The organism is Citrobacter sp. Cb041 (genome assembly GCF_030336655.1).
GTDB lineage: Bacteria > Pseudomonadota > Gammaproteobacteria > Enterobacterales > Enterobacteriaceae > Citrobacter > Citrobacter braakii.
Window position 1 is genome coordinate 69748 of record NZ_JAOWDD010000040.1, and the last position, 25542, is coordinate 95289.

Annotated in this window: 22 protein-coding genes, 2 pseudogenes and 1 CRISPR repeat array; of the genes and pseudogenes, 11 read left to right on the forward strand and 13 right to left on the reverse strand. The window is 50.3% G+C overall.

The genetic code is table 11. From position 1 onward, the window contains the following. Window positions 1–72: 72 nt before the first annotated feature. Window positions 73–1119, forward strand: coding sequence for an aminopeptidase (locus tag OGV52_RS15825; protein WP_019077559.1), 1047 nt, complete (start codon window positions 73–75; stop codon window positions 1117–1119). Window positions 1120–1153: 34 nt separating this feature from the next. Next, window positions 1154–2524: a CRISPR direct-repeat array (repeat unit 29 nt; unit sequence CGGTTTATCCCCGCTGGCGCGGGGAACAC). A 93-nt stretch (window positions 2525–2617) separates the two neighbouring features. Here the strand turns inward: OGV52_RS15825 and cas2e are convergent. The 11 genes from cas2e to cysJ form a co-directional block, all read right to left on the reverse strand. Further along, window positions 2618–2902 (reverse strand): type I-E CRISPR-associated endoribonuclease Cas2e, encoded by a 285-nt coding sequence (gene cas2e / locus OGV52_RS15830; RefSeq protein ID WP_046274804.1) that lies wholly within the window; start codon window positions 2900–2902, stop codon window positions 2618–2620. A gap of 3 nt (window positions 2903–2905) precedes the next feature. Beyond that, window positions 2906–3820 carry a type I-E CRISPR-associated endonuclease Cas1e gene (gene cas1e / locus OGV52_RS15835; RefSeq protein WP_149381245.1) on the reverse strand — a complete coding sequence of 305 codons (915 nt, stop codon included), beginning with the start codon at window positions 3818–3820 and terminating at the stop codon, window positions 2906–2908. Window positions 3821–3858: 38 nt separating this feature from the next. Beyond that, on the reverse strand, window positions 3859–4452 hold the full coding sequence (gene cas6e, locus OGV52_RS15840; RefSeq protein WP_046274803.1) for a type I-E CRISPR-associated protein Cas6/Cse3/CasE: 594 nt from the start codon (window positions 4450–4452) through the stop codon (window positions 3859–3861). Next, complete coding sequence (gene cas5e / locus OGV52_RS15845; protein WP_095715735.1) at window positions 4439–5113, reverse strand: type I-E CRISPR-associated protein Cas5/CasD; 675 nt, start codon at window positions 5111–5113, stop codon at window positions 4439–4441. The genes cas6e and cas5e overlap by 14 nt, the downstream gene beginning before the upstream one ends. A 2-nt stretch (window positions 5114–5115) precedes the next feature. Beyond that, window positions 5116–6204 carry a type I-E CRISPR-associated protein Cas7/Cse4/CasC gene (gene cas7e, locus OGV52_RS15850; protein WP_287108764.1) on the reverse strand — a complete coding sequence of 363 codons (1089 nt, stop codon included), beginning with the start codon at window positions 6202–6204 and terminating at the stop codon, window positions 5116–5118. A 10-nt stretch (window positions 6205–6214) separates the two neighbouring features. After that, complete coding sequence (casB, locus tag OGV52_RS15855; RefSeq protein ID WP_233626863.1) at window positions 6215–6700, reverse strand: type I-E CRISPR-associated protein Cse2/CasB; 486 nt, start codon at window positions 6698–6700, stop codon at window positions 6215–6217. Continuing rightward, window positions 6690–8204 (reverse strand): type I-E CRISPR-associated protein Cse1/CasA, encoded by a 1515-nt coding sequence (casA, locus tag OGV52_RS15860; protein WP_287108765.1) that lies wholly within the window; start codon window positions 8202–8204, stop codon window positions 6690–6692. Before casA ends, casB begins: the two co-directional genes overlap by 11 nt. Before the next feature lie 94 nt (window positions 8205–8298). After that, entirely contained in the window at window positions 8299–10998 is a 2700-nt protein-coding gene (gene cas3 / locus OGV52_RS15865) for a CRISPR-associated helicase/endonuclease Cas3 (RefSeq protein ID WP_287108766.1), read from the reverse strand. A 191-nt stretch (window positions 10999–11189) separates the two neighbouring features. Next, window positions 11190–11924 (reverse strand): phosphoadenosine phosphosulfate reductase, encoded by a 735-nt coding sequence (gene cysH / locus OGV52_RS15870; protein WP_016157335.1) that lies wholly within the window; start codon window positions 11922–11924, stop codon window positions 11190–11192. 15 nt (window positions 11925–11939) lie between these two features. Further along, window positions 11940–13652: an assimilatory sulfite reductase (NADPH) hemoprotein subunit gene (gene cysI, locus OGV52_RS15875; protein ID WP_287108767.1), complete on the reverse strand. Its 1713-nt coding sequence runs from the start codon at window positions 13650–13652 to the stop codon at window positions 11940–11942. Then, window positions 13652–15451, reverse strand: a complete 1800-nt coding sequence (gene cysJ, locus OGV52_RS15880; protein ID WP_141875580.1) for an NADPH-dependent assimilatory sulfite reductase flavoprotein subunit — start codon at window positions 15449–15451, stop codon at window positions 13652–13654. Before cysJ ends, cysI begins: the two co-directional genes overlap by 1 nt. A gap of 305 nt (window positions 15452–15756) precedes the next feature. On the opposite strand from cysJ, the gene queD reads away from it, so the two are divergent. From queD to OGV52_RS15895, 3 genes and pseudogenes are all read left to right on the forward strand, one after another. After that, window positions 15757–16119: a 6-carboxytetrahydropterin synthase QueD gene (queD, locus tag OGV52_RS15885; RefSeq protein ID WP_016154218.1), complete on the forward strand. Its 363-nt coding sequence runs from the start codon at window positions 15757–15759 to the stop codon at window positions 16117–16119. Window positions 16120–16265: 146 nt separating this feature from the next. Further along, a pseudogene (locus OGV52_RS23565) lies at window positions 16266–16372 on the forward strand (hypothetical protein); the annotation flags it as partial. Between the two features lie 16 nt (window positions 16373–16388). Further along, window positions 16389–16514: pseudogene (locus OGV52_RS15895) on the forward strand (hypothetical protein); the annotation flags it as partial. A gap of 52 nt (window positions 16515–16566) precedes the next feature. Here the strand turns inward: OGV52_RS15895 and queE are convergent. Then, window positions 16567–17238 carry a 7-carboxy-7-deazaguanine synthase QueE gene (gene queE, locus OGV52_RS15900; protein WP_016154229.1) on the reverse strand — a complete coding sequence of 224 codons (672 nt, stop codon included), beginning with the start codon at window positions 17236–17238 and terminating at the stop codon, window positions 16567–16569. A gap of 113 nt (window positions 17239–17351) precedes the next feature. Continuing rightward, window positions 17352–18008: a winged helix-turn-helix transcriptional regulator gene (locus OGV52_RS15905; RefSeq protein WP_046276166.1), complete on the reverse strand. Its 657-nt coding sequence runs from the start codon at window positions 18006–18008 to the stop codon at window positions 17352–17354. A gap of 383 nt (window positions 18009–18391) precedes the next feature. On the opposite strand from OGV52_RS15905, the gene OGV52_RS15910 reads away from it, so the two are divergent. The 7 genes from OGV52_RS15910 to OGV52_RS15940 all read left to right on the forward strand — a co-directional run bounded on the left by OGV52_RS15910 (window position 18392) and on the right by OGV52_RS15940 (window position 25501). Beyond that, complete coding sequence (locus tag OGV52_RS15910) at window positions 18392–19024, forward strand: winged helix-turn-helix transcriptional regulator (protein WP_047499398.1); 633 nt, start codon at window positions 18392–18394, stop codon at window positions 19022–19024. A 400-nt stretch (window positions 19025–19424) separates the two neighbouring features. Beyond that, window positions 19425–19955: a fimbrial protein gene (locus tag OGV52_RS15915; RefSeq protein WP_047499397.1), complete on the forward strand. Its 531-nt coding sequence runs from the start codon at window positions 19425–19427 to the stop codon at window positions 19953–19955. An 88-nt stretch (window positions 19956–20043) separates the two neighbouring features. Then, window positions 20044–20718, forward strand: coding sequence for a fimbrial biogenesis chaperone (locus OGV52_RS15920; protein WP_219816052.1), 675 nt, complete (start codon window positions 20044–20046; stop codon window positions 20716–20718). 59 nt (window positions 20719–20777) lie between these two features. Then, the gene (locus OGV52_RS15925) at window positions 20778–23357 is read left to right on the forward strand and encodes a fimbria/pilus outer membrane usher protein (protein WP_080981770.1); all 2580 of its coding nucleotides are present in this window, start codon (window positions 20778–20780) and stop codon (window positions 23355–23357) included. A 67-nt stretch (window positions 23358–23424) separates the two neighbouring features. Beyond that, window positions 23425–24393 carry a fimbrial protein gene (locus OGV52_RS15930; protein WP_287108769.1) on the forward strand — a complete coding sequence of 323 codons (969 nt, stop codon included), beginning with the start codon at window positions 23425–23427 and terminating at the stop codon, window positions 24391–24393. Between the two features lie 39 nt (window positions 24394–24432). Beyond that, the gene (locus OGV52_RS15935; RefSeq protein ID WP_047499395.1) at window positions 24433–24969 is read left to right on the forward strand and encodes a fimbrial protein; all 537 of its coding nucleotides are present in this window, start codon (window positions 24433–24435) and stop codon (window positions 24967–24969) included. Between the two features lie 31 nt (window positions 24970–25000). Next, a complete protein-coding gene (locus OGV52_RS15940) occupies window positions 25001–25501 on the forward strand; it encodes a fimbrial protein (protein ID WP_052138005.1) in 501 nt (166 codons plus the stop codon). Window positions 25502–25542: the final 41 nt, after the last annotated feature.

The window sequence follows — 25542 nt, forward strand, 5'->3', positions numbered from 1 at the left end:
GAAATTGTTTTACCTCGATCACGGTTTCATACTAGCGGCTAAAAATTTCTGCTTGGTATTTAAGGACTCATTATGTTTTCCGCAACGCGCCCCCTTCTTGCAATCCTGGCGCTCGGCGCGTGCTTTATCCTTCCCGCACAGGCAACATCTTCCAAACCTGGAGATATCGCAAATACCCAGGCTCGATATATCGCAACGTTTTTCCCAGGCCGCGTAACGGGCTCTCCGGCAGAAATGTTGTCTGCTGATTATATTCGTCAGCAATTTCAGCAGATGGGCTACAGCAGTGATATTCGAACGTTTAATAGCCGTTATGTTTATACCGCCAAAAATAACCGTAAAAACTGGCATAACGTCACGGGAAGTACCGTTATTGCCGCACATGAGGGTAAAGCGCCACAGCAGATTATTATCATGGCGCACCTCGACACCTACGCCGCACAGAGCGACGCCGATTCCGATGCCAATCTGGGTGGATTGACCCTGCAAGGTATTGATGACAACGCCGCAGGACTTGGCGTGATGCTGGAACTGGCAGAAAAACTCAAAGACGTGCCGACGCAGTACGGCATTCGATTTATCGCCACCAGCGGCGAGGAAGAAGGCAAACTGGGCGCGGAGAACATCCTGAAGCGAATGAGCGCCGCCGAGAAGAAAAATACGCTGCTGGTTATCAACCTCGATAACCTGATCGTCGGCGATAAGCTCTATTTCAATAGCGGTAAGAAAACCCCGGAAGCGGTGCGAAAATTGACGCGCGACCGGGCGCTGGCCATCGCGCACAGCCGCGGTATCGTAGCCAGCACCAATCCGGGACTGAACAAAAACTATCCGAAAGGTACTGGATGTTGTAACGATGCAGAGGTCTTCGACGATGCGGGCATTGCCGTGCTCTCCGTTGAAGCAACCAACTGGAGTCTGGGCAAGAAAGATGGCTATCAACAGCGCGCCAAAAGCGCCTCGTTCCCGGCAGGCAACAGCTGGCACGATGTGCGACTGGATAACCAGCAGCATATCGATAAAGCCTTACCGGGCAGGATAGAGCACCGTAGCCGCGACGTGGTACGCATTATGCTCCCGCTGGTAAAAGAACTGGCAAAGGCGGGTAAATCCTCGTAACCCATCCAGCCCCATAATATTTCTGCTTTCAAAGTGGATTATCCCCGCTGGCGCGGGGAACACGGCACCGAGACTAACAGAACCAAACTCAGCGTCGGTTTATCCCCGCTGGCGCGGGGAACACTTCTCGACTGAGTATTTAAACGCGGCCAGAGACGGTTTATCCCCGCTGGCGCGGGGAACACATCAGTTATCCTGAGAAAAATAATGTCGTTGACGGTTTATCCCCGCTGGCACGGGGAACACCGCAAAACGCCCTGCTAAATGGGGCAGCGCACCGGTTTATCCCCGCTGGCGCGGGGAACACACGCGAAAACAAAAAGTAACTCCGACCCCGCTCGGTTTATCCCCGCTGGCGCGGGGAACACGGTGGCAAACTGCGTGAGTGCTGCGGCGATATCGGTTTATCCCCGCTGGCGCGGGGAACACGCAGGTACAAAGCATAAATTGCCTCTCTAATCCGGTTTATCCCCGCTGGCGCGGGGAACACTTCATGCCGTCACGCTGGAATCCGTCCAGCGCCGGTTTATCCCCGCTGGCGCGGGGAACACAGAATATAGCGTAAAAACACGGCATTGCATTACGGTTTATCCCCGCTGGCGCGGGGAACACAATGAGGGAGGTTTACTGTGAAATTTAAACAGCGGTTTATCCCCGCTGGCGCGGGGAACACCTTAATTCATCGAATGATGATTTTAATAATTCCGGTTTATCCCCGCTGGCGCGGGGAACACGTTTTTGGTTTAGCTGTGGTTGCCTGGGTAGGCGGTTTATCCCCGCTGGCGCGGGGAACACCAACGGGCCAGCGCCGCGCCATATAATCTCGCCGGTTTATCCCCGCTGGCGCGGGGAACACCGTTATCACCTGCGATAACTGCTGCTGCTGGTCGGTTTATCCCCGCTGGCGCGGGGAACACAAAAAATCAAACTAATTATTAATATCCATATTCGGTTTATCCCCGCTGGCGCGGGGAACACACCTGAATTACCAGAGCCACCCGACGTGTTATCGGTTTATCCCCGCTGGCGCGGGGAACACTAACGCCGTGCTACACTGGCAGAATAAAGCCCCGGTTTATCCCCGCTGGCGCGGGGAACACATCAGGAAGTTTGGGAAAGACCCAAAACCAAGCGGTTTATCCCCGCTGGCGCGGGGAACACTTGATGAGCTGTGCGCCGCTGAAAACGCAGGCCGGTTTATCCCCGCTGGCGCGGGGAACACGTGAACACGGTAAAGTCGTTGTAGTCCTCAATCGGTTTATCCCCGCTGGCGCGGGGAACACAATGGTAGATAACCTGGTATTTCTGATCCTTACGGTTTATCCCCGCTGGCGCGGGGAACACGAGTTATTGAATTACCGCCACCCACAGCCGGAAGGTTTATCCCCGCTGGCGCGGGGAACACTCTAAAACTATATCACTGATCTAAAAGGGGTTATAGCCGTAGAAAAATTTCACCAAATTTTCCACATTATTAAAGAACTATAACCCATTGATTTTACGAAGGATGGAATGACACTAACCTTAATCCATCCAGTTCCACCGCCATGCGCCTGTTTTCACCCCATGTTTGAAAATCAAAACCAGACTCATTATTCACCGCCCAAGCCATAACAACATTCCCTTCGTCTGCCAGGGTAGTGACCTGATGCCAGATCATTTCTCGCACCTTACGTGAGGTATCGCCAACGTAAACACCTGCGCGAACTTCTAATAACCAGACAGCCAGACGACCGCGCAAACGAGCAGGAACATTTTCGGTGACAACAACAAGCATACTCATGCGCTACCCCCTGTGCCCTGCATCGCCCAATGAAACAGGCTCAGGGATCGCCGGAGGTTGGGCATCTGCAAAAGGTTTAGGGATTTCAATTTCCCCGGCAGCCAGTACTTCCTCAATCAATGGGATGATCCGCGCCAGCGTTTTCTGGCTGCGGAATATATCCCGACAGGCCAGACGAACCTCTTTATCTGGACTGACTGGCGCACGGGCAGCAATCTCGAAAGCAACCGGAACAACACCATCAAATTTGACGATATCAGCAATGTCATACACAAAAGAGAGCGGCTTACCGGAATGCACAAAACCAATAGCAGGTGCATAACCTGCGGCTAATACCGCCGCTTCGGTAATACCATAAAGGCAGGATGTGGCAGCACTAATACACTGATTAACCGTGTCGCCCTTTTTCCAGTCTTTAGGATCGTAACGTCGACCATGCCACTTCACACCGTAGCGCTCTGCCAGCAGAGCATAGCTCTGGCGTACCCGCGCGCCTTCGATGCCGCGGAGTTGTTCAACGGAGCGACGGCTGGGAGCAGGCTCACCAAAACGCAATTCGAACATTTTACGCACCACTTTCAGCCGGAGTTCTTCATCCAGCGCCAGCTTTGCCTGATACAACAGTCTGTCTGAACGCGCGCCTCCCGGCTGTCCGCAGGCGTACAGTCGTACACCTGCTTCACCAACCCATACCAGTAAGGTGCCCGTGGTTGCCGCCAGTCGCACCGCGGCATGAGAAACGCGCGTGCCTGGCTCCAGCATAATGCAGGCTATCGATCCCACCGGAATATGCGTTCGTATTCCCGTTTTGTCGATCAGCACGAACGCACCGTCGATCACATCAATCTGCCCGTATTGCAGAAAGATCATAGAGGTACGATCTTTCATTGGGATGGGTGACAAAGGTAAATAAACCACAACGACACCTCTATATATATCAAACAAAATTAATGACTTCAGGCGATTGATAACAAACCACACCCCATCGCTTTTGCAGGCCCAATTCCTTGTATCAATATTTGATTGAACTTATCAGTATCCGAGACCGTCAGAAATCCATCAAAACAAACTGGCTGGATTTTTCCATTCCGATTGTTTTTCTGAAAAAATAAGGCTTTCTCCTGGGTAATGCGACATTGTTCCAGAACAGCAATACCCGATAATTTCCGTTGTAACCATGCAGTCTGTTCACCTTCATCGATTAAAGGCACACGGCAACTTTTCACTTCTCCACGGCTATTTTGCCGACGTTGAGCGTCCTTAATCGTTTTGACCGGATTAGCTCTCAGCCTGAAACGTAATCTGGCATTTTTTTCTAATCTAAAACCAAGCGGCTTACTCGCAACCACCTGAGCAACGATTGCATCACAAGGTGAAAGCATTGATTGCAGTAGTACCACGCCCCCCTTCCCGGTATGCAATTCTTCCAGACGGAAAAGGAAATCACGTGACATATCAGCGCGATCCGGGAAAAGTTGCCATAAGGCTCGATGAAGTTGATAAGGATCTCTGGCCCATCGCCAGTTAACAAAAATTTTACTCAGATACATTTCTTTTCCCCTTAATGACAAACCACTCCCTTGCGGCAAACTGACGGGGTAATGAAATGATAGGTTCATCCCTCATGCGAAAACGTTGATTTGCCGAACCAACGGCCTCTTCACAATAGATGTCCCCACCTGTCGGCGCATAATTCATCAGCGCATTTTCAGGATCTACCGCCTGGCAATCACCAACAAAAAGCGGCTCTGTCATAGGGCAAGAGCGTCGCCCCAGATAAGGTGTAAAATAAGGTTTACGAACGGCTTCGCTAAGCATTTCAACGTTAAAATCAGTCGATGGCAGACACCACACTGCCACCGTAAATGACGCGTCGCACAAATACTCACGCCAGGTTTGTATTGTCTGGTGGCATTTCAAACCAACGTAGTCTTCGCGTGCATCCTGGACCGTATGGTAGTCAATAATTTTTGTTACCTTTAACGGGTGGCTATCAACCATTTTCTGGTCACAGCGGATAGCAAAACGTACGCTGTTCGCAAGCTTTTGCAGGCTGTCCTTATTATTACGCCGAATCCCAAGGCATGCCCCCAGCAACCCAAGTAATCCACTACGCGTAGGAAAAGCCGCCGTTGGCCGCGTACCTTCGAATGTCGGTAATCCCCAGAATTGCATCGGACCCGCAAGGCGCAGAATCAGATACCGATTCATAATCAAACCTCACCGCTATTACGGATCCACTGCTTCAGTTGCTCAAGACTCTCCATCTTAGCGACTCCGGCAGGCAAACTGTCGCCGGTTAGCAAGAATTCAGCAGCAGGTCCCGTCAGGCCATAACCTTTCGAGACGCATTCCCAGTATTCAGTGAATGCCTCAATTGAAGGTTTCAGATACCCCTCTTTGGCCTTAACCGGACACTCAAATGCATTAGCGAGCGAGAGAGGGAAATCAGAGAAATTAACCATCACTAAATCAGCAGGGTTAAATGCAGCAAAGGTACGTTGTTTGGCATTCGGTGTTTCAGTTGCCAGCATATGTGCCAGATGGGAGGCAATTTCCAGAACCTTACTACGATCAACACTACCGAGATTTTCCTGCAACTGACTGATATTCAGACTAGCGTAACGATAAAACACACCGGAGGAGAATTCTTGAGTACCAAGATGACCCGAGCCTAATTCTTGTAGATCATCCACAGCGGTAAACCAGTCAATATCAGAATCAACGTGATGTGTCGTAATTGAGTGAGCAATCGACATAGCGCCATCAACTTTACCTAATTCACTCATCATCCCGCTTGTCGCCATACGACCGCTCAGGGCAATATCTACGCCATTCTGCAAATTCACACGCATTGCAGCCACTTGTTCTTTCAGCTTTTTGATGAGTTTTTTTTCATCCAGACCTTCTTCATCACCAATTTTCACCTGCTCGCAAAACCATGCAAATTCCCCCAATACCCAAGGGGTTACGGCGTCTGCATCAATTTTTTCTGATTCATCGATTGGTTTCCCGGATAATAAAAAAAGCGTACGATCGATTAACGCTTTATCAAAACGTTCACCCAGGTCTTTGCGCAGGCGCTCCCTTAATAACTCCAGATGAATGGTTCGAATACTCGATTCTCCGAGATGGCGAGCATAATATTCACTTTTTCTCATTGCTCTTTTCAGACTCTGGCTGGATATCCGTACCCGCCGTTTACCACCAAAAAAAGCATCTTTCTGCATGTTCATATCGTCGCGGTTCAGGCATGAAGGGCTGTGGGAAATAAGAATGTGGAAATTGATAAAATTATTCATGAACGTATCCTTACTGATTTTTCTTTTGAGGGCTTGCAATTACAAAATCTTCCAGAAGCTGACGGCGCTCTTTTGGACTCCACCAGATAAGCTGGTTAGCAAAATCCGGCCAATATAAAATCGGTTCCGCATGTGCTAACAAGCGGCGCAGCTGTACCATATCAGCAGGCCATTCAGAGCGAAGAAGCTGAAAAACCCGACGCTCATTGATACGCTGCTGACTATTTGCCAACGCTTTACCTACGCTAATACCATATTTTTCCTCAGCTTCCTTTTCTTTATGGCAAACAGCATTTCTGCCTGCCGTAAGGCAAAACACCATGCGTAATAACGGTTTTTGATTCACTGGGTTATCCCAGCCAAAGGAAGAAACCAACCGATAAAAAACCGGAATATCTTTTAACTCATCGGGTTCTGAAACCCGCCGGAGTTGAGCCCTGGCTCCGTTATCAAGCTGTTCCCATGCACGGTAAAGCGCCATGGTGTTAATCGACATTGTTATTACCTCCTTCTGGTTGTAATGCACCAAGATGTTTGTACAAACTTCGACGAGCAACGGCCAACGTAAGAGCCAACTTAGGATGGTGTATATAGGGGGCCGTAGCGTCCTCGAATAAGCGTTCACAAACTTGATGAAGGTTCCTTCTCAAGTGCTCCAGAGCTTTGTCCGCATTCTCATAATCCAACGACGCAAGCAGATCAGGAATAATTAACTCACTTTGACGATAATAGTGACGCTCAGCGCTTTCATGCACCGCAACACCAGCGCCTTTAATTCCACTGGTATTAACGCCCACGGAGAACGTATAAAGAGCTTTGCGTAACGCAGTTTTATAATTCAACCCCGTTTCTACGATCTCATTAACGAGATCCAGGAACTGCTGCCAGCCCTGATTAAAGACTAAAACATCATGGCGCCGTTCGAGGATTGATGCCTGATTGGTACGATAACCGCCAATAATAAGCTGTAATCGTTGACCACGAAGCAGCTCCTGCGCTTGCTTAACAACGGCTGCAACACGATGCCCTTCAACATTCTTCGCTGCTGCTTTTTCTACCAATATTCGGCTTACCTGGGTCCATGAGGGTATTGAGGTCGTAAAAGACAAAAATTTCTCTTCCGGTTGGCCTTTCCTGGTTTGCAACAGGCGGGGTGAGTGGGGATGAGGCCATATTTCTTCAACGTTAAAGCTAAATTTTTCTTTCAGGAAACCATCATAACGCTGTTCGGCATTCTGACCGCAACCACTGCAAATTCCACCCGCTATTGTCGGGCATAGTTCAATATGTGCAGGCTGCCAGAATAGTCCCCTGAATAAACCAATACTGGCTGCCGGAATTTTTTCCCCGCTTTTGATCGGATCCTGCCAGACGAAACGATCATTTTGAGGTAGCTCGCTATCCAGAAATATTTCCAGGTGCTGAGTAGTAAGCACATTAAGCCACACGGTAGTACGCAGATCGTTTCCCTGTACCAGGGTGGTTACCGGGGATCCACCGCGTAACCCACTCTTGAATCCACCGCCAAACCCGGGTGCATTATTTGCCTGATTAAAAAGCGCAATTGCCGTACATCCACCGCAAAGTGCGTTCCCCTGTCCTGGTTCGTTAACAAAAGCACAGTTTGTTGCTCCGGTTAATCCCACCAATAGCTTATCCATCCCTGTAGCCTCTTTTGCCGCCACGCCTTTTGTCTGCATAAAAGGCGCATCAGGATGGTTAAGCAGGAAAACCTCATTCCAGCCAGACACAGCATCGGTAAAGAGTGACTCAGAAAGTGGGTTGCTGAGGCGCTGCCGAAGCACCAGGTAATCCTGCACAGGTAAAATGACCTGAACCAAACAAATCAATAGCTGTAGTGCAGCCAACTCCATGTCATCACGAGGTAAACAGAGAACCCATGACTGCGAGCCACAAAGCAGAGTCTGTAACGTAATTATCTGCGGAGAACCGCCATGTAAAGGACGGACCGATATCCATTTATCATTCAGAAGATCCATTCTGTTTTCCTTTTTGATTTTTTACTGGCTTCTCAAAACAACAACCAACGCCAGCACCACTGCGACTAAAGCAATAAACCTAATCTTGCCTCTATCATTCAAACTCTTCCTCGCGCTCAGCAGGGATGGTTCTTACCATCCCTGTCTCCACGGTGTAAGTGAGGGAAAACCGTTTCCCCTGGTATTGCCAGCCCCCTGAATCAATGTTTCCTTCCAGCCATAGCAATCCATCCTCATCAACTTTTTCAGTAAAGACCTCCTCCCAATGATGCGGCACGCCAACACGATTCAACATTAAGGCTTCACGCAGCAAATAATTATCCAGTTGTTCAACAAGTTGCCCATTTAATAAACATTTCCCCTGAGATGTCATCACGTAAGGTATTATCGGTAAGCTCATTTCACCATCACGCGTCACAGCACGAACGTTCTGATCGTCATCCGTCAGCACGGTATTCTCAGCCCAGTCCAGCATCAAACGAACACAATGCCTTTTAGCGAATTCCTTTTTCTGATACTCATCCATTCCGGCTGTTACCCATTCCGGCTCATTCATTTCCTCCGCATCGTCGTAAATCGGCTCAATCCAGCCACGATATGCCAGCGGGAAAACCAGAGGGTTATCACCTAAAGCCTCAATATATTGCTGGGTGCGCCACATCACGCGGGTATGGCTGTAGATCAGATTATGTGCGCCATAATCATCACCATCCGGGAGTAAAACGGTGGCTTTCGGAACAGAAAAGGCCGCCGGTCGCCAGTTCTCTTTATGGCGATGTAAGCGCCCCAACCGTTGGAATAAGTGATCCACAGGACACAATTGCGTAATTAACCAGTCAAAGCAGACATCTAAACTGGCTTCAATTACCTGGGTTGATACCAGGATCCGCCCGCAGCTACGATCGCCTTTCTTACCAAAATAGCTCAGCACCCCGCGCTCTTTTTTCTGACGATCAATCAACGTAAACCTGGCATGAAATAACATCACCTGAATATCTGTATCGGCCTGTGCCTGAATCTGCCGGAACACACGCTGCGCCACATCAACCAGGTTACAAATAATGCAGACTTGCGCTCCTGAGCGTGCGGCGGCAACCATCCTTTCGATCAACGTTGAGTCTGGCATTAACTCCGCAACATGGAGCGCTTCAAGGTAAAGCTGAAAAGCAGGAGGCAAATGTTCAGGTTTATGCTGCAAATCGAGTTGCTCTGCCCGTTGCGCATCGCACCAGCTAATTAGCGGATAAGGTTCAGGAAGAGGCGAGCGCCGCGTTACGACAGAATCAGATTTACCATGAGAAAGCAGGCGCTGGCGCTGTTTCGCCGACAAGGTTGCGGAAAGCAGAATCGCACTTCCTCCGGCTGCAAGTTGTTCACTTAAAACAGCATCGAGTAATCCATTCATATAGCTATCGTACGCATGAACTTCATCAACGATTAAAACGCTGCGTCCGGTGCCCAATCCCCGAATAAAACGATGACGGACAGGTAACACCGAAACAAGCACCTGGTCGATGGTGCACACGCCTACCTGCCCAAGAAAAACACGTTTATGCCCCTGGGAAAGCCACTCACAGCACTGGCTCCAGGCCTCCTCCCCCTGTGGGTTAGCACCTGCGTGTTTTAATGCCTTAAAGGTTGGGTTAAAGTCAGCATTGCCATGTGCCAGAACAATATTCGGATGTTCAAATATCTGGAGCGCCAACGTTCCCATCCGTTCCAGCATCGCATTCGCAGTAGCCTGCGTCGGCAAAGCAAAAATAATGCTATCGGCCAGATCGTTATCCAGTAATTTCCAGGCATAAGCCAATGCAGTTTCCGTTTTTCCTGAGCCTGTCGGTGCTTCAATTAATGTCACACCAGAGGCGACAGGTATCTCATCAACCAATATTTGTAGTTGTCGTGGAACATACCCTTTTTCAAGCAACGCCTGCGTACCAGAATAAGAGCTCACCGTCGTCAGTAAGCCACTGCGTTCTATAACTAGCGCCGCATCTTCCTCATACCGTTTTGTAAAATAAGATTTTAATGCTTCGTCGCTTTTCGGCAGGGTTGCACAGAACTGAAAAGTATCTTCACTGCGCCAGGAGCCCAACCAATCGGAAACTGAACAAAATCCTGCTAAAAGCGTTGACGCCTTCGGGGGAATACTTTTCAGTGTGAGGCTGGCAGGTTGCAAAAATAACAGTTCGAGAACCTTGATCCATTCCCAACGCGCCGCTTTATCTCGCGCAGCGAAAGATTGAAAGAGGTGAGGCATTTCGTACTGACTTGATGAAATATGTGCTGCTTGCCGCACGTAGCCATGATGACCTGTCACGGCTTCAATCCAGGGAAACCAGGAAGCGTAAGGATGTGCAGATGGTTCATCAAAACTTAAGAAACCGTTATGATTTATTGTGGGTTGAAAGTCTTCAATAAACCAAAATAAACCGCCCACTCCGTGATCAAAATGTCGGCAAGTCTCCAGTGAAGGGCGTTTTAGCTTACCGTCTTCCGGATGTAACTCCAGCCATGTTGCGCACACCTTGCACTGGAAGCGAATGTCCCATTTGCCGAGATCATGCAGGGCAGTAAAAAACAGCAGCCATGCACGAATTTCGCTCTCTGTCGCCAATCGATCGCAGCAAAAATGACGACGCATGGCAACACTATGATCCCACCAGTACGCCGCCACCGCCGCCACATCCAGACAGTGATAGGGCAGCAAATGGTATGCATCCCCCTGGTCGTGAATATTTTCCTTTTTACTGGTTTTTCCCCAGTAAGCAAAATAAGGTGCGTAATTAGCCATTTATTAATAACAAGTCCGAATCCAAATATATTAAGAGAATTACAGACTAAGAAATAATATCGGTGATCAGAATCACACCTTAACGCGCAAAATAAAGTATTTATGCAAGATAATAATAAATATGAATAAGATGAATTATATAAATAAGCACCAGAAATATTTCCCTCTATTTTCCGGTGCTGATGAGACGATCACCCTTCGTGCAATCCGCACTCGCGCTTCAATCCGAAGAACCGCGTCTCTTCTTCCGCCATACCCGGCTCCCATTTGCGGGTGGTATGGGTATCACCAACTGACAGATAGCCCTGATCCCACAGTGGATGGTATTTCAGGCCGTGCTTTTGCAGATACTGGTAAACGGTACGGTTGTCCCAGTCGATGATCGGCAGCACTTTAAACACGCCGCGCTGGATAGCCAGCACTGGCAAATGCGCCCGGCTGCCCGACTGCTCGCGGCGCAGACCGGCAAACCAGGTTTGCGCATTGAGTTCTTTAAGCGCGCGGTTCATCGGCTCGACTTTGTTGATCTCATTGTATTTCTCAATGCCTTCAACGCCCTGCTCCCACAGTTTGCCGTAGCGCGCTTCCTGCCAGGCCGCGCTCTCCTTCGCCCGGTAGACTTGCAGATTAAGCTTGAGCTTGTCCGTTAACTCATCAATAAACTGGTAGGTTTCCGGGAACAAATAGCCGGTATCGGTGAGGATCACCGGGATATCCGGGTGAACCTGATTCACCAGGTGCAGGCTTACTGCCGCCTGGATACCAAAGCTTGATGACAGTACATATTCACCTGGCAGGTTTTCCAGCGCCCACGCCACGCGCCCTTCAGCGTCCAGCTTTTCGAGCTGTGCGTTGGTTTCCGCCAGCGCCAGAATGCGGTCGACTTTTGGCAGGTCATTAAGGGCGTTTAGATCGAGTACGGACATAATTACCTCTCGTGGTTACTCCCAGAAATCCCGGGCGGGATCGAGCACCGGGCGAATGATGCCCGCACGCACCGTAAAATCACCGAAGCCTTCACCCGCTTCGCGCTCTTTCGCCCAGCGCCCAACCAGTTCGTCAACGGAGTCGAGAATTTCCGATTCCGTAATATTTTCGCGATACATACGCGGAATGCGCGTGCCCATGCGGTTACCGCCAAGGTGTACGTTGTAGCGCCCCGGGGCTTTACCCACCAGGCCCAGTTCCGCCAGCATCGCGCGGCCGCAGCCGTTCGGGCAGCCTGTAACGCGCATCACGATATGCTCGTCAGGAATGCCGTGTTTTTCGAGAATAGCTTCCACTTTATCAGTGAACGATGGCAGGAAACGTTCGGCCTCCGCCATCGCCAGCGGACAGGTCGGGAACGACACGCAGGCCATCGAGTTTTCACGCTGCGGCTTCACCGCATTCATCAATCCGTGATCGCGCGCCAGCTTCTCGATCTTCGCTTTTTGGCTTTCCGGCACACCAGCAATGATCAGGTTCTGGTTGGCGGTGATGCGGAAATCCCCTTTGTGGATCTTCGCGATCTCCAGCAGGCCGGTTTTCAGCGGACGGCCCGGATAATCCAGGATACGGCCGTTTTCAATAAACAGCGTCAGGTGCCAGTTATTGTCGATCCCTTTTACCCAACCAATACGATCGCCGCGACCGGTGAACTCGTACGGGCGGATCGGCTCAAATTTAATACCCGCACGACGCTCCACTTCCTTTTTGAACGTGTCGATACCAACGCGTTCAAGCGTGTATTTAGTTTTGGCGTTTTTACGATCGGTACGATTACCCCAGTCGCGCTGCGTTGTCACCACAGCTTCTGCTACCGCCAGGGTGTGCTCCAGCGGCAGGAAGCCGAACTCGCTTGCGGTGCGGGCGTAGGTTTTCTTATTGCCGTGCTCAATCGATAAGCCACCGCCGACCAGCAGGTTAAAGCCCACCAGCTTGCCGTTTTCGGCAATCGCCACGAAGTTCATATCGTTGGCGTGCAGATCGATGTCGTTCTGCGGCGGGATTACGACCGTGGTTTTAAACTTACGCGGCAGATAGGTTTGACCGAGGATCGGCTCTTCGTCGGTGGTCGCTACCTTCTCCTGATCCAGCCAAATTTCTGCATAGGCGCGAGTACGCGGCAGCAGATGTTCGGAGATCTTCTTCGCCCATTCATAGGCTTGGGCGTGCAGCTCGGACTCGTACGGGTTAGAGGTACACAGAACGTTACGGTTCATGTCGTTGGCGGTCGCCAGCGCGTCCAGCCCGACTGAATGCAGCATCTGGTGTACCGGCTTAACGTTCTTCTTCAGAATGCCGTGAAACTGGAAGGTCTGACGGTTGGTCAGACGAATGCTGCCGTAAATCGTGTTGTCATGGGCGAACGTGTCGATCGCCTGCCACTGTTTGGTGGTGATCACCCCACCCGGCAGACGGCAGCGCAGCAGCATCGCATGACGCGGCTCCAGCTTTTGCTCGGCTCGTTCGGCGCGGATATCGCGGTCATCCTGCTGGTACATACCGTGAAAACGGATCAGCAGGAAGTTATCGCCTTTGAAGCCGCCGGTCAGGCCGTCGTTTAAATCTTCGGCAATCGTACCGCGCAGATAGTTGCTTTCCAGCTTCATACGCTCAGCGTCGGACAGCTTGCCTTCGACCACCAATGGTCCTGGGTATTTTTCGCTCATTAGTAGACATCTCGCTGATAACGGCGCTCAATGCGCAGCTCACTTAAAAATTCATCCGCCGCTTCGATATCCATAGCACCGAATTCGGCAATCACTTCCAACAAAGCCTGCTCAACGTCTTTCGCCATGCGATTGGCGTCGCCGCAGACATAAATGTGGGCACCGTCGTTTATCCAGCGCCACAGTTCCGCACCCTGTTGGCGCAGTTTGTCTTGTACGTATATTTTTTCTTTCTGGTCACGGGACCAGGCGAGATCGATACGGCTCAGCACACCTTCTTTGACGTAGCGCTGCCATTCCACCTGGTACAGGAAATCTTCGGTAAAGTGTGGGTTGCCAAAAAACAGCCAGTTTTTGCCTTCGGCTCCGTCAGCCGCACGCTGCTGCATAAATGCACGGAATGGCGCAATCCCCGTGCCCGGTCCAATCATAATCACCGGTGTCTGCGGGTTAGCCGGCAGGCGGAAGTTATCGTTGTGTTCGATGAACACGCGCACTTCGCCCTCTTCTTCCACGCGATCGGCGAGGAAACTGGACGCACCACCAGCACGGGCCCGACCTTCAATGTCATAACGCACCACGCCCACGGTGACATGCACTTCGCTTTCCACTTCCGCCTGGGAAGAGGCAATAGAATACAAACGCGGCGTCAGCGGGCGCAGAAGATCAACCAACGTTTGGGCGTCCAGTTGCGCTGGGGAGAAGCGCACCATATCGACGATTGGCGTGGTTGCGGCGTAATGCTGCAATTGCGCTTTGTCGCCCACCAGCGGCAGCAGAGAGTCGCTACGGGTTAAAGTGGCGTAGTTCTCGACGATATTGCCGGTGTTAACCGTCAGCTCGAAATGCCATTGCAGCGCTTCGGTGAGCGACAGGGTTTTGCCGTCAACCGTGACCGGCTCATCTCCTTTCAGCCACAGCAATTCAACCAGCTCTTTGACCAGTGCCGGATCGTTCTGATACCAGACTCCTAAGGCATCGCCCGGCTGGTAGCGCAGGCCGGAATCGCCGAGATCGATTTCAATATGGCGCACATCTTTTTCCGAGTCGCGACCGGTGATTTTCTGATTCACCGCAAGTGACGCCGTCAGCGGCGCTTCTTTGGTGTACGGGCTGGTGTGTACTTCGTTTACCGCACCGCTCGCAGCAACTTGCACAGACGATGCCGCAGGCGCACGCGCTTTCAGGACATCAACCAGACGGGCACGCCATTCGGCTGCCGCGCCCTGGTATTCGACGTCGGCATCCACGCGGTCAAGCAAGCGTTCACCGCCCAGCTCAGCCAGTTTTGCATCGAAGTCTTTTCCTGACTGACAGAAAAACTCGTAAGAAGTGTCACCAAGACCAAACACGGCAAAAGCGGTGTTATCAAGCTTCGGCGCTTTTTTCGAGAACAGGAATTTATGCAACGCTACGGCTTCTTCCGCCGGTTCACCTTCCCCTTGCGTCGACGCCACTACGATCAGCAATTTCTCATTGGCGATTTGTTTGAATTTATAGTCGCCAGCATTGATGAGAGTGACGTTGAGCTTTGCAGCGATCAGATCATCGCGCAGGGCTTCCGCCACACGACGCGCATTACCGGTTTGCGAGGCGGAGATAAGCGTAATGCCAGGCATTTCAGCAGCAGGCGCAGGAGTCGCCGCATTGCTGCCTGGCTGCTGATTCAGCACGCCCCAAAAATAGCCAGAAACCCACGCAAGCTGTGCGGGAGTGAAATCGGTCGTGGCCGCCTGAAGGCGTGCCAGTTGCTCCGGGTTTAGCGGTAGCAGAGCGGAAGGTGGGGCCTGTGTCGTCATGCGTTGTCATGTTCCAGTAAGCAAAGCGGATTTCAGCAATAAAACCCAAACTGAAGATAAGGTTAACGGCGGGGATAGTAACAATTAAAGAAGGGATAGAAATAACAAATAACCAAATGAACTAACCTGTTTTAGTTATAGTTATTAACAGCAAAACAGATTGGATAACCATATGATATATCAATAATTATTAAATATTACCATCATGAATAGGTCGTTCTGATACTCAGCGCCCTTTTAACTAATGATAAAATTCGCTCTTTACGGTACCCTACGGCGGTTTTTCGCATTCTTGAGAGTAAAAAATGTCCACCACCTTGTTTAAAGATTTCACCTTCGAAGCCGCTCACCGCCTGCCGCATGTACCGGAAGGGCATAAGTGTGGCCGCCTGCATGGTCACTCATTTATGGTGCGTCTTGAAATTACCGGTGAAGTCGATCCGCATACCGGTTGGATCATGGATTTTTCTGAGTTAAAAGCCGCGTTTAAGCCAACTTACAACAGACTCGATCACTACTATCTGAACGATATTCCTGGCTTAGAAAACCCAACCAGTGAAGTTCTGGCCAAATGGATTTGGGATCAGGTTAAACCAGTTGTCCCTCTGCTGAGTGCCGTAATGGTGAAAGAGACCTGCACAGCAGGCTGCGTGTATCGCGGGGAATGATTGTATCGTCTGTGGCAACGGTCAATTTTCCTTAACTAACACTCTGTTAGGGTTATGTGCTCTGGATATCTGGAGCACAACATGTCTGACGATTTCGATATTATTATTATCGGTGCAGGGATAGCGGGCACCGCTTGTGCTTTACGCTGCGTGCCCGCTATGTGGTACTGGCGGAAGGGGCAATAACCTGCTGGCCGAGCGTTATGGATTCCTGCCTCGTCCCTCGACAACCGCAATGGCATTAGGCATTAGGCATTAAAGAGACTTTGGCGCTGAACAAAGGGATTTTCCGCGATTTAACCCAGCACACCGATGTGATCCTGAAAAAGTCGTATGAAGTGTTGCATGGCGGCCTGAATAACGTCAATTCGATTCAGAGCTGGTCTAACGCATAAGGTTGTCCGGCCTGCATGTAGCACTCAATGCAGGCCGATAAACCCATTATCATCAGGCAATATTCAGATATTTATGGGTCTGCATCGACAGACGCCAGTTCCGCGCAATACAGGTATCAATACACAAACGCGTGGCATCTTCTTTCTGGCTGATTGGCTGTAAGGCGATGATACGCGGTTTGTCGTCGCTCAACGTAGCCAGCAATTCATCCAGCGCTTCAATATCGCGAACGCGACCAACCGGATGTTTGATTTCATTCGCACGCTCCAGCGCCTGCGAAAGCACATCATAACCGCCGCGCATATTCACCTTCGGCGATACGGTCACCCAGGTATTCGGCGTACAGCGCACTTCGTGGGTACCGCTGGTTTCGATCTGGCAGCTAAAGCCGTTCTTTTCCAGCAGGTCTGTCAGCGGCATCAGGTCATGAATGCAGGGCTCGCCACCGGTTATCACCACGTGACGGGCGGTATAGCCCTGACGCACAATGACCGCCAGCAGATCCTCGCTGCTTGCCGCGCCCCATTTATCGCTCTCTTTGGTCTTAGCCAGGATGCTGTACAGGGAGACTTCCCGATCCTCAAGCTTATCCCAGGTGTGTTTGGTATCGCACCAGGCACAGCCAACCGGGCATCCCTGTAAACGAATAAAAATGGCGGGGACGCCGGTAAAGTAACCCTCACCTTGCAGGGTCTGGAACATCTCGTTAATCGGGTACTGCATAGTCATCTCTGTGAGGGGGATAAAGCATAAGTATCGCAGATTTCGGTCATCAGGTCATGTACGGGAGCCGCCGCGCCTCTGTGGCTTAAGGTACCGTCGCCAGCGGTGATGATTTAATATTTTGAAGGTATGTTGTTTATCGCTCTGAGCAGGCCTTTTTCAGTCTCGATATAATTTCCGGTCTTCAGCTGAGCCAGTATCTTCATGATGCTGCTGCGTGACAGAAAGGTACGACTTAAAATATAAGAAACAATGCTGACATTATTTCTCACTTCTTCTGTTTCATCCATCAGTTCATAGAGCTGATAGCATATAATCTCATAAGAAGATAATGCCGAGATCTTCGTGCAGTGATCGAACATTCTTGTCGCACTATAAATTAATAGCGCGGCTACACCTTTCCACAGGTTACTCCTGTCGATAATCCGGTTAGCATCGGCAATAGAAAGCACGCTAATATCAGAAGTCTCATTCGTTCTGATATAGAAATAATCATGCTCCAGCAATTGCGTACTTAAGCCAAATATGTAGGGAGCTGATTCTGAATTTAAGGCAATACCGTCGGCATGGCGATAAAGCGTAATGTTACCGTGATGAAGTAAAAAACATTTATGCTCCCCTTCCACTCTAAAGTTAAGTGACTGCTTATTGGCGAGCGTCAACTTATTGGCTGAAGGTGTAAGGATGCTTATCAGTTGATTGATATCAGCCAGAGGCTTTTTGTGTCTGATGCTGTAACTTATTGAGGTGGCTCTTTTTTTATTATTCACAAATAAATCCCTCCATAGGCTTATGAACATCCCCCTAACGCACTCCCCTCACATAAACGATAATTATGATAATTGTTTTAGATTTTTAAAAGTTGTTTATGGGTGTAAAATTACACCCATAAACAACTTGCATAAATATCCATAATACTATTATGGGTAATGAATTCATTCTTCTTAAAAATCATCCAATTTGATATTACAGCCATTTTAGTAAAAGGAAATAAGTAATAAAACCATAAATTATTTATCAGAATTATTTTGTTATATAAACAAAATTAAATATTACTTTGAAGATATTGATTTAAAAAGAAATAAGATTAAGATCTATCGGATAATTCTGAGTCAAATTTTAAGTGAGCGTCAATCAACATGAGGAGTATGTTATGGATACCGAACATCCGGATCGCAGTCTGATCCTCTCCGCTACCGCCGAACTGCTGGAAAGCCTGGCTCCTCTGGCGACTTTTGCTATGTATCCTCCCAACACCCGGTTATATCTTTATAATAATGGCGTTGCGTACTGCTATCTGGTACGAAGCGGCGTGTGCAACGTCTATCATCAGACGAGTGAAATTCTGCTGGGCACGCTGTATGTGCCAGGGATCATGGGTCTCAGTGGAACACTTTACGCCGAGGCGGGGATGTTTATTCAGACCCACAGTACCTCTGAGATCGCCATTACCCGTACCGATAAGGTCAACCAGTTCGTCACCGAGCACAATCTCTGGAGGCTGCTGGCCTGCCATAGCCTCAGAGTCACCTCACGACTGTATACGATAAATACCAGGCTCATGGCCACCTGTGCCTATGAAATTGTCCGCGTTCAGTTACAGGAGTTGATGAGTGAACCAGCGGAATACAGACATGATGTTTCTGCCGCGCAGTATATCCAGCAGAAAACCAGCCTTTCACGTAGCAGCATTATGAAAATCCTCGCACAGCTTAAAAAGGGGGGCTATATCAGCATTGAAAACGGCATCCTTTTGACAATCGAGCATCTTCCGTTAAAGTACTAACCTATTGTATCAACGAAGAAAAATAACGTACTCTCTTCGATGAAATGTTTACCCTTATAATATGTTCTTGTTTTGTTAACTGACAGTCGCTATTTTCCCAAGACTTACCACCCCTCTGGCATAACCCTTTTATCGCGGAAAACACACAGGGTGTAAAATTACACCCAAAAAAGTGTTGCCGGATATTTTGAAATGTACAAGAATAATCTCATACAAATTATAACGTTTGACAAACCCGTTTTAAATATAAAAGCAGGGAACTGTCATTCTTATTAATATTATCATTAGAGATCTGTGAGCCTGGAAACGGGACGATATTCTATTGATAAATTTCAAAAAGCTGCCGTTTGCCTGGCAATACATTAATACTAATAAATTGAATATACTCAAGGAATAGATCATGAAAAGCAAATTACTGCCACTGGGAGTGCTGATTTCGTCTCTGGCTGGAGTTTCAGCGATGGCAGCTGATGGGGAGGTGAATTTTAACGGCGAGATTATTGATGCCGCCTGTAAAGTCACCAATAGTCCGGCCAGTCCGCTGACGGTGACACTAGGTCAGGTCAGTAAGAGCGCCTTTACCAACGCAGGCTCTACTGCTGCACCGACCAAATTCACGTTGCAGCTCACGGATTGCCCGGTAAGCGCAACCAAGGCGGCCGTGAAGTTTGACGGCTCCCCGGTGACAGGGAGTCCTGGCGTGCTGGCCCTGACCGCAGAAACTGGCGTGGCAGGCGGCGTGGGGATTCAATTATACGACGATGCCAATACCGCGATTCCGCTGTATAACGCATCCAAACAATACCCTCTGACGTCAGGTACCGGCGTGGTGAATAATCTGGATTTTATTGCGCGCTATATCGCCACATCGACAACGGTGACTGCAGGCAAGGCTAATTCAATGGCAAGTTTCACCATTGTTTATAATTAATAGCCCGTCATACCTGCATAACGAAATTGTTATTCGGACCGATGGATTATTGTCGGTCCGTCCTCACTCTTTTAATGAATGACTAATGATGAAACTTATTCCTCTCACCTTGCTGACTGCACTAATAATAACCTCCGGGTTAGCCCAGGCTGGCCTGATTGTGGGTGGCACCCGCTTAATTTACGATGGGAGTAAGAAAGAGTCTTCAATTAATGTGAGCAACCCGGACCATGCACCTTATCTGGTACAAAGCTGGGTCGAGCCCGAAATTAATCGCGCAGAGAAAACGCCGTTTGTGATCACCCCGCCGTTATTTCGTCTGGACGGCGGGCAGGAAAATGTCTTGCGCGTCGTGCGGGCGGGCGGGAATCTACCGCAGGATAGGGAATCGCTGTACTGGCTGAATATTAAGAGTATCCCCTCGATAGAAAAAGATCAGGGTAAAAACCTGCTGCAGATCGCGGTCAAGACGCGCATCAAACTGATCTATCGCCCTGAAGGTTTAACAGGCTCCGCGGAAGTGTTAACCCATAAGCTTTCCTGGCAGCGCCGCGGCAACCGGCTGGAGGTGAGTAACCCGACCTCATTTTATATGAATTTCCAGAGCGTTACCGTTGCAGGTAAAGAGCTGGAAGATGCCCGGTATATTGCGCCGCAGAGTAGCGCCATTTTTGAATTACCCAGCGGTGCGGGTAATAGCGTGAGCTGGAAAATTATTAATGATTACGGCGGAATCGGCGAGCTTCATCGTGCTTCGTTCTGATAAATAACAGCACAGGAATCCGGCGTTAATTATTTACCCTTCAGGGAAGGACTACACAGATGGGGAGCCCAAAAAACCTGCGCGAATATCCACAAACCAATAATATCCGCAGGCTGATTTATCTTTTTTCGACACCCTTTTTACTATTAAATTTAACGACTTTTGCCTCACACGCCAGGGAATATTTTAATCCGCTGATGCTGGAAATTGACAACCCGCATCAGGAAAAGACCGATCTTAGCGTATTTGAAGAGGAAAACGGCCAGGCGCCGGGCGTTTACCGGGTCGATATCTCTGTTAACAACCAGTTTCAGGAAACCCGGGAAGTGGAATTCAGCATGCAGCCCGGCCCGGACGGGAAAGCGCTTCTGTCGCCATGCCTGAGCGTGAGCCAGCTTAACGCGATGGGAGTCAAAACCGACCTGTTCCCGGATCTGGGCGATGCCGCCGCGCCGTGCGCCAGGCTGGACGCGATCCCCCATGCTCGCGCAGAGTTTCGCTTTAGCGCGCAGCAACTGCTGTTGAGCATTCCGCAGGCCGCCATTGTGATGAATCCACGCGATTACGTTCCTGAAACGCAGTGGGATGATGGGATCACCGCCCTGCTGCTTAATTACAGCGTGAACGGCGCCAGTACCCGGGCACGGGATCGTAGCGGCACGGACAGTACGACCCAGTACGCCAACCTGCGTCCCGGCATGAATATCGGTCCCTGGCGGCTGCGTAATTACACGACTTTTCAGCGGGAGAATAACGGTCGCGACAGCTGGGACACCGTCTATACCTATTTGTCCCGTGATATTCGTGTCCTGAAGAGCCAGCTGGTGCTGGGAGACAGCGCCTCCCCGTCCGATATTTTCGACAGCGTTCCTTTTCGCGGCGCGCAGTTGGCGTCCGACGAGGAGATGATCCCCGACAGCATGAAGGGCTATGCACCGGCGATCAAAGGCATCGCGCGAACCAATGCGCAGGTGATTATCCGCCAGAACGGGTATGTTATTTATCAGAGCTATGTGGCACCAGGCGCATTTGAAATCAACGACATGTACGCCACCGGCGGCAGCGGGGATCTCTATGTGACGATTAAAGAAGATAACGGCAGCGAGCAGAATCTCGTAGTACCGTTTGCCTCACTGCCGGTGCTCCAGCGTGAACAGCGGCTGAAATATTCACTGACCAGCGGCCAGTATCGTTCGTATGACCGCAGCGTGGAAAAGACGCCGTTTAGCCAGGCGACGCTGATCTACGGCCTGCCCCGGGGTTTTACCCTCTATGGCGGCGGCCAGTTCGCGGACCACTATCAGTCGCTGGCGCTGGGCGTCGGTAAAAATCTGGGGGAAATTGGCGCGCTTTCGCTGGACGTCACCCAGGGCTGGTCGAAGATACAGAGCCAGCCGAAGGAGAAAGGCCAGTCATGGCGGATCCGCTACAGCAAAAATATTGTCGAAACCGGGACTAACTTCGCCATTGCCGGTTATCGCTACTCGACCGATGGCTATTACACGCTGGCAGAAGTCATGGATACCTGGCGCGGCGGGAACACCCCGACGTTTTTCGAGCGCAGGCGTAACCGTACTGAACTGTCGCTGAGCCAGAATTTGTGGGAAAGAGCGGGTTCGCTGTCGCTGAGCCTGATAAACGAAGACTACTGGAACAGCGGCCGGACCCTGCGGTCGATGAGCGCCGGTTACAACAATAGCTGGAACGGCATCAGCTACGGGCTTAATTACAGCTATAACATTAACTCGACGTCGCGCAGCGGGGGCTCCGGCAAAGAAAAGGTCTATGAGCGCGACCAGGTGTTCTCACTGAACGTCAGCATTCCACTGAGCCACTGGTTAAGTAATACCCACGCGTCGTGGAACGTCAGCAGCAGCCAGAAAGGGAGCACCAATCACACCGTGGGACTCAATGGTACGACGCTTGAGGGCAATAACCTGAGCTGGAGCATCCAGCAGAGTTACGGCAGCCAGGGGACGGGCAACGGCGGCAATCTGAACGCCGACTATCGCGGAACCTATGCTGAAGTCACTGCAGGATATGCTTACGACAAAAACAGCCAGCGGCTGAACTACGGGCTACAGGGCGGGATAGTCGCGCACGCCAGCGGCGTCACCTTCGGCCAACCGCTGGGTGAAACCATGGCGCTGGTTCAGGCTCCGGGAGCCTCCGGGGTTGGCGTGAGCAATCAGAGCGGGGTGAAAACCGACTGGCGCGGCTATGCCATCGTGCCTTATACCTCGCCCTACCGTAAAAACCAGGTGCAGCTGAATACGCTGACGCTGCCCGATAACGTAGAGCTGATGCAGACCACCCGCAACGTGGTGCCGACGCGGGGAGCCGTGGTGCAGGCCAGCTTTAACGCCAGCGTGGGCCAGCGCGTGATGATGACGCTATTGCGACAGGGTGGAATGCCGGTGCCATTTGGCGCGACGGTCAGCGATACCGCGCAGAAAAGCGCCCAGGCATTTATCGTTGGCGATGGCGGACAGGTGTATCTGACCGGTCTGGCCGACCGCGGCGAACTAAGAGTGAAATGGGGGAACGGTGCAGAGCAGCAGTGTCAGGTGAATTATTCCCTGGATAAAGCGCCGCCGGAAAATAGCGATATTCTGATCATTAGCGAGCGATGTCATTAAGTAAATAACTTAGCCGTTCAAAAAATTAATTTTTTATCTGATACCTGTTGCGTATTGAGGTATACCAATGAGCAAAATAAAATTTCAGAAAATTATCTGGAGCGCTGCTTTTCTGATATGCAGCGCATTTCCTGCGCTTGCCGCCTGCAATATCGAAAAAAGAAAGGGAGCTATGGTCTGGGATAATATAGATATTGGCACAATCTATGTGCAACGTGATATTCTCGTGGGTCAGAAGATCGGTACGATAATATTACCTGCGCCCTTTACTGGCCCATGGTTCGGTTGTCAGGGGGGAGAATTAATTTCAGTATCCATGTTTCGCGATGCAATCAGCGGTTTTCCCCATATCTATAATACGGGCATCCCCGGCGTCGGGATAAAGGTCTATTATACGGCGTTCACGCAAGATACATTTGATAACCCACCCAGGACAGGAACAATGGGACAGGGTGCAATCCCTGTCGATGGCTCCGGGCTGGGTCAGGGCGTAACGGTGGAGCTATATAAGACCGGACCGATAACATCAAAAAATATTGATAGCGGACTGTATTTTCAAAAAACCTATGACAACCTTGAGGTTGTCAGGGGAAGTATCGTCGCAGGTCAGGTTATTCAGTTAGCCTGTTCGCTAAACAGTTCAACGATTACCGTACCGTTGCCTGATGCTTTAGGCAGTGCGTTTACAGGAAGAGGTACAACTAAAGGCGATACTGCCTTTACCATCAATCTTAACTGTGATGCGGGCACCCGGATTAACGCATCGTTAAGTGGGACGCAAAGTGCAGAGACCTCCAATAACAGTATCCTGGCGTTATCAGGGGCCGGAACGTCAGGGGTTGCGAGAGGAATCGGGATCCAATTGCTGTATGACAATACGCCCCTGAAGCTGAATAACAACATCGTGCTGAAAACCTCAGCAGGCGGTCAGGAATTCCCTCCGGGAGCCTTTACCGCACGCTATTTTCAGACGAAAGACAACGTGACCGCGGGCAGCGCTAACGCCACAGCGACGTTCAATATTACTTATCAGTAGACGGCTCCGCCATCAGAGTTATACAAGGAGAGGAATAAAATGAATATTCATAAAAGATTCATTCATCTGGCGCTGGCGGGGCTGTATTTAGCGGCAACAATCAATATTGCCGGGGCCAATCCGGTCAATATTAATATTACCGGCAAAGTCGTCGCCTCACCTTGTACCGTTGACACCACCAAATCACAGCTCAATGTTAATTTGGGTGATGATATTCAGGCCACCGCCCTGGCACAGCCTGGTAACGTCACAACATTCAAAATCTTTTATTTAATCTTAAAAGATTGTCCTTTCGGCACAACATCGGTAACGGCGGCCTTTTCGGGAACGCCAGCAGCGAACAGCCCCGGGGAGTATGCCAATACCGGGACGGCAACCAATGTTAACGTACAGCTTAAAGAGAGTCTGGGTTCCGGTAACGGTAAGTTTTTAGGTCCGGGAACCACATTAAAGCGTAATGTTGCAACCGACCGCACAGTCTCCTTCCCGATAGGCGCGCGTGCCATTGCCGCAGCGGCAGACGTTATGCCCGGCACGATAGTGACTGTTTCACAAGTCACCTTCACCTATCAGTAAACCTGACTTCTCTGCTCAACGGGTGTTTATCATGCAGCAACAAATGAAATATGTTCTCCCGGCGCTTTGTCTGGCGTGCCCTGCATATGCTGCGGAGATCAATATCGGTGGTCATGTTGTGGCTTCTCCCTGCGTAGTCGATATCGCCTCGCAAAACCAGAGCGTTAATTTCGGCCAGCTCCGCTTAAATGAAATGCGCGCCGACGGAAATGCTTCCGCGTGGAAATCGTTTGAGGTAAGGCTTTTCAAATGCCCGGCAGGAACGACATCGGTGGACGTGACGTTCAACGGACAACCGGCAGCAGAAGATCCCACGTTGTATGCCAATACGGGGACCGCCGCCAACGCCGCCGTGCAAATGGCCCGGGACACGAACAAGGCGCAGGTGCAGGGAAACGGCAGCAGCATGAGCGTCCCCGTTGACGCTCAGCGCAAGGCAACCTTTTTACTGGCTGGTCGGGTGATCGTCTCTGACACTACCCTCCCCGGTACGTTTAATTCCCTGGTACAAATGAATTTTACTTACCGATAAACAAAACTACCCTGCTCTAAATGGGTTACTGAGAATAGTCA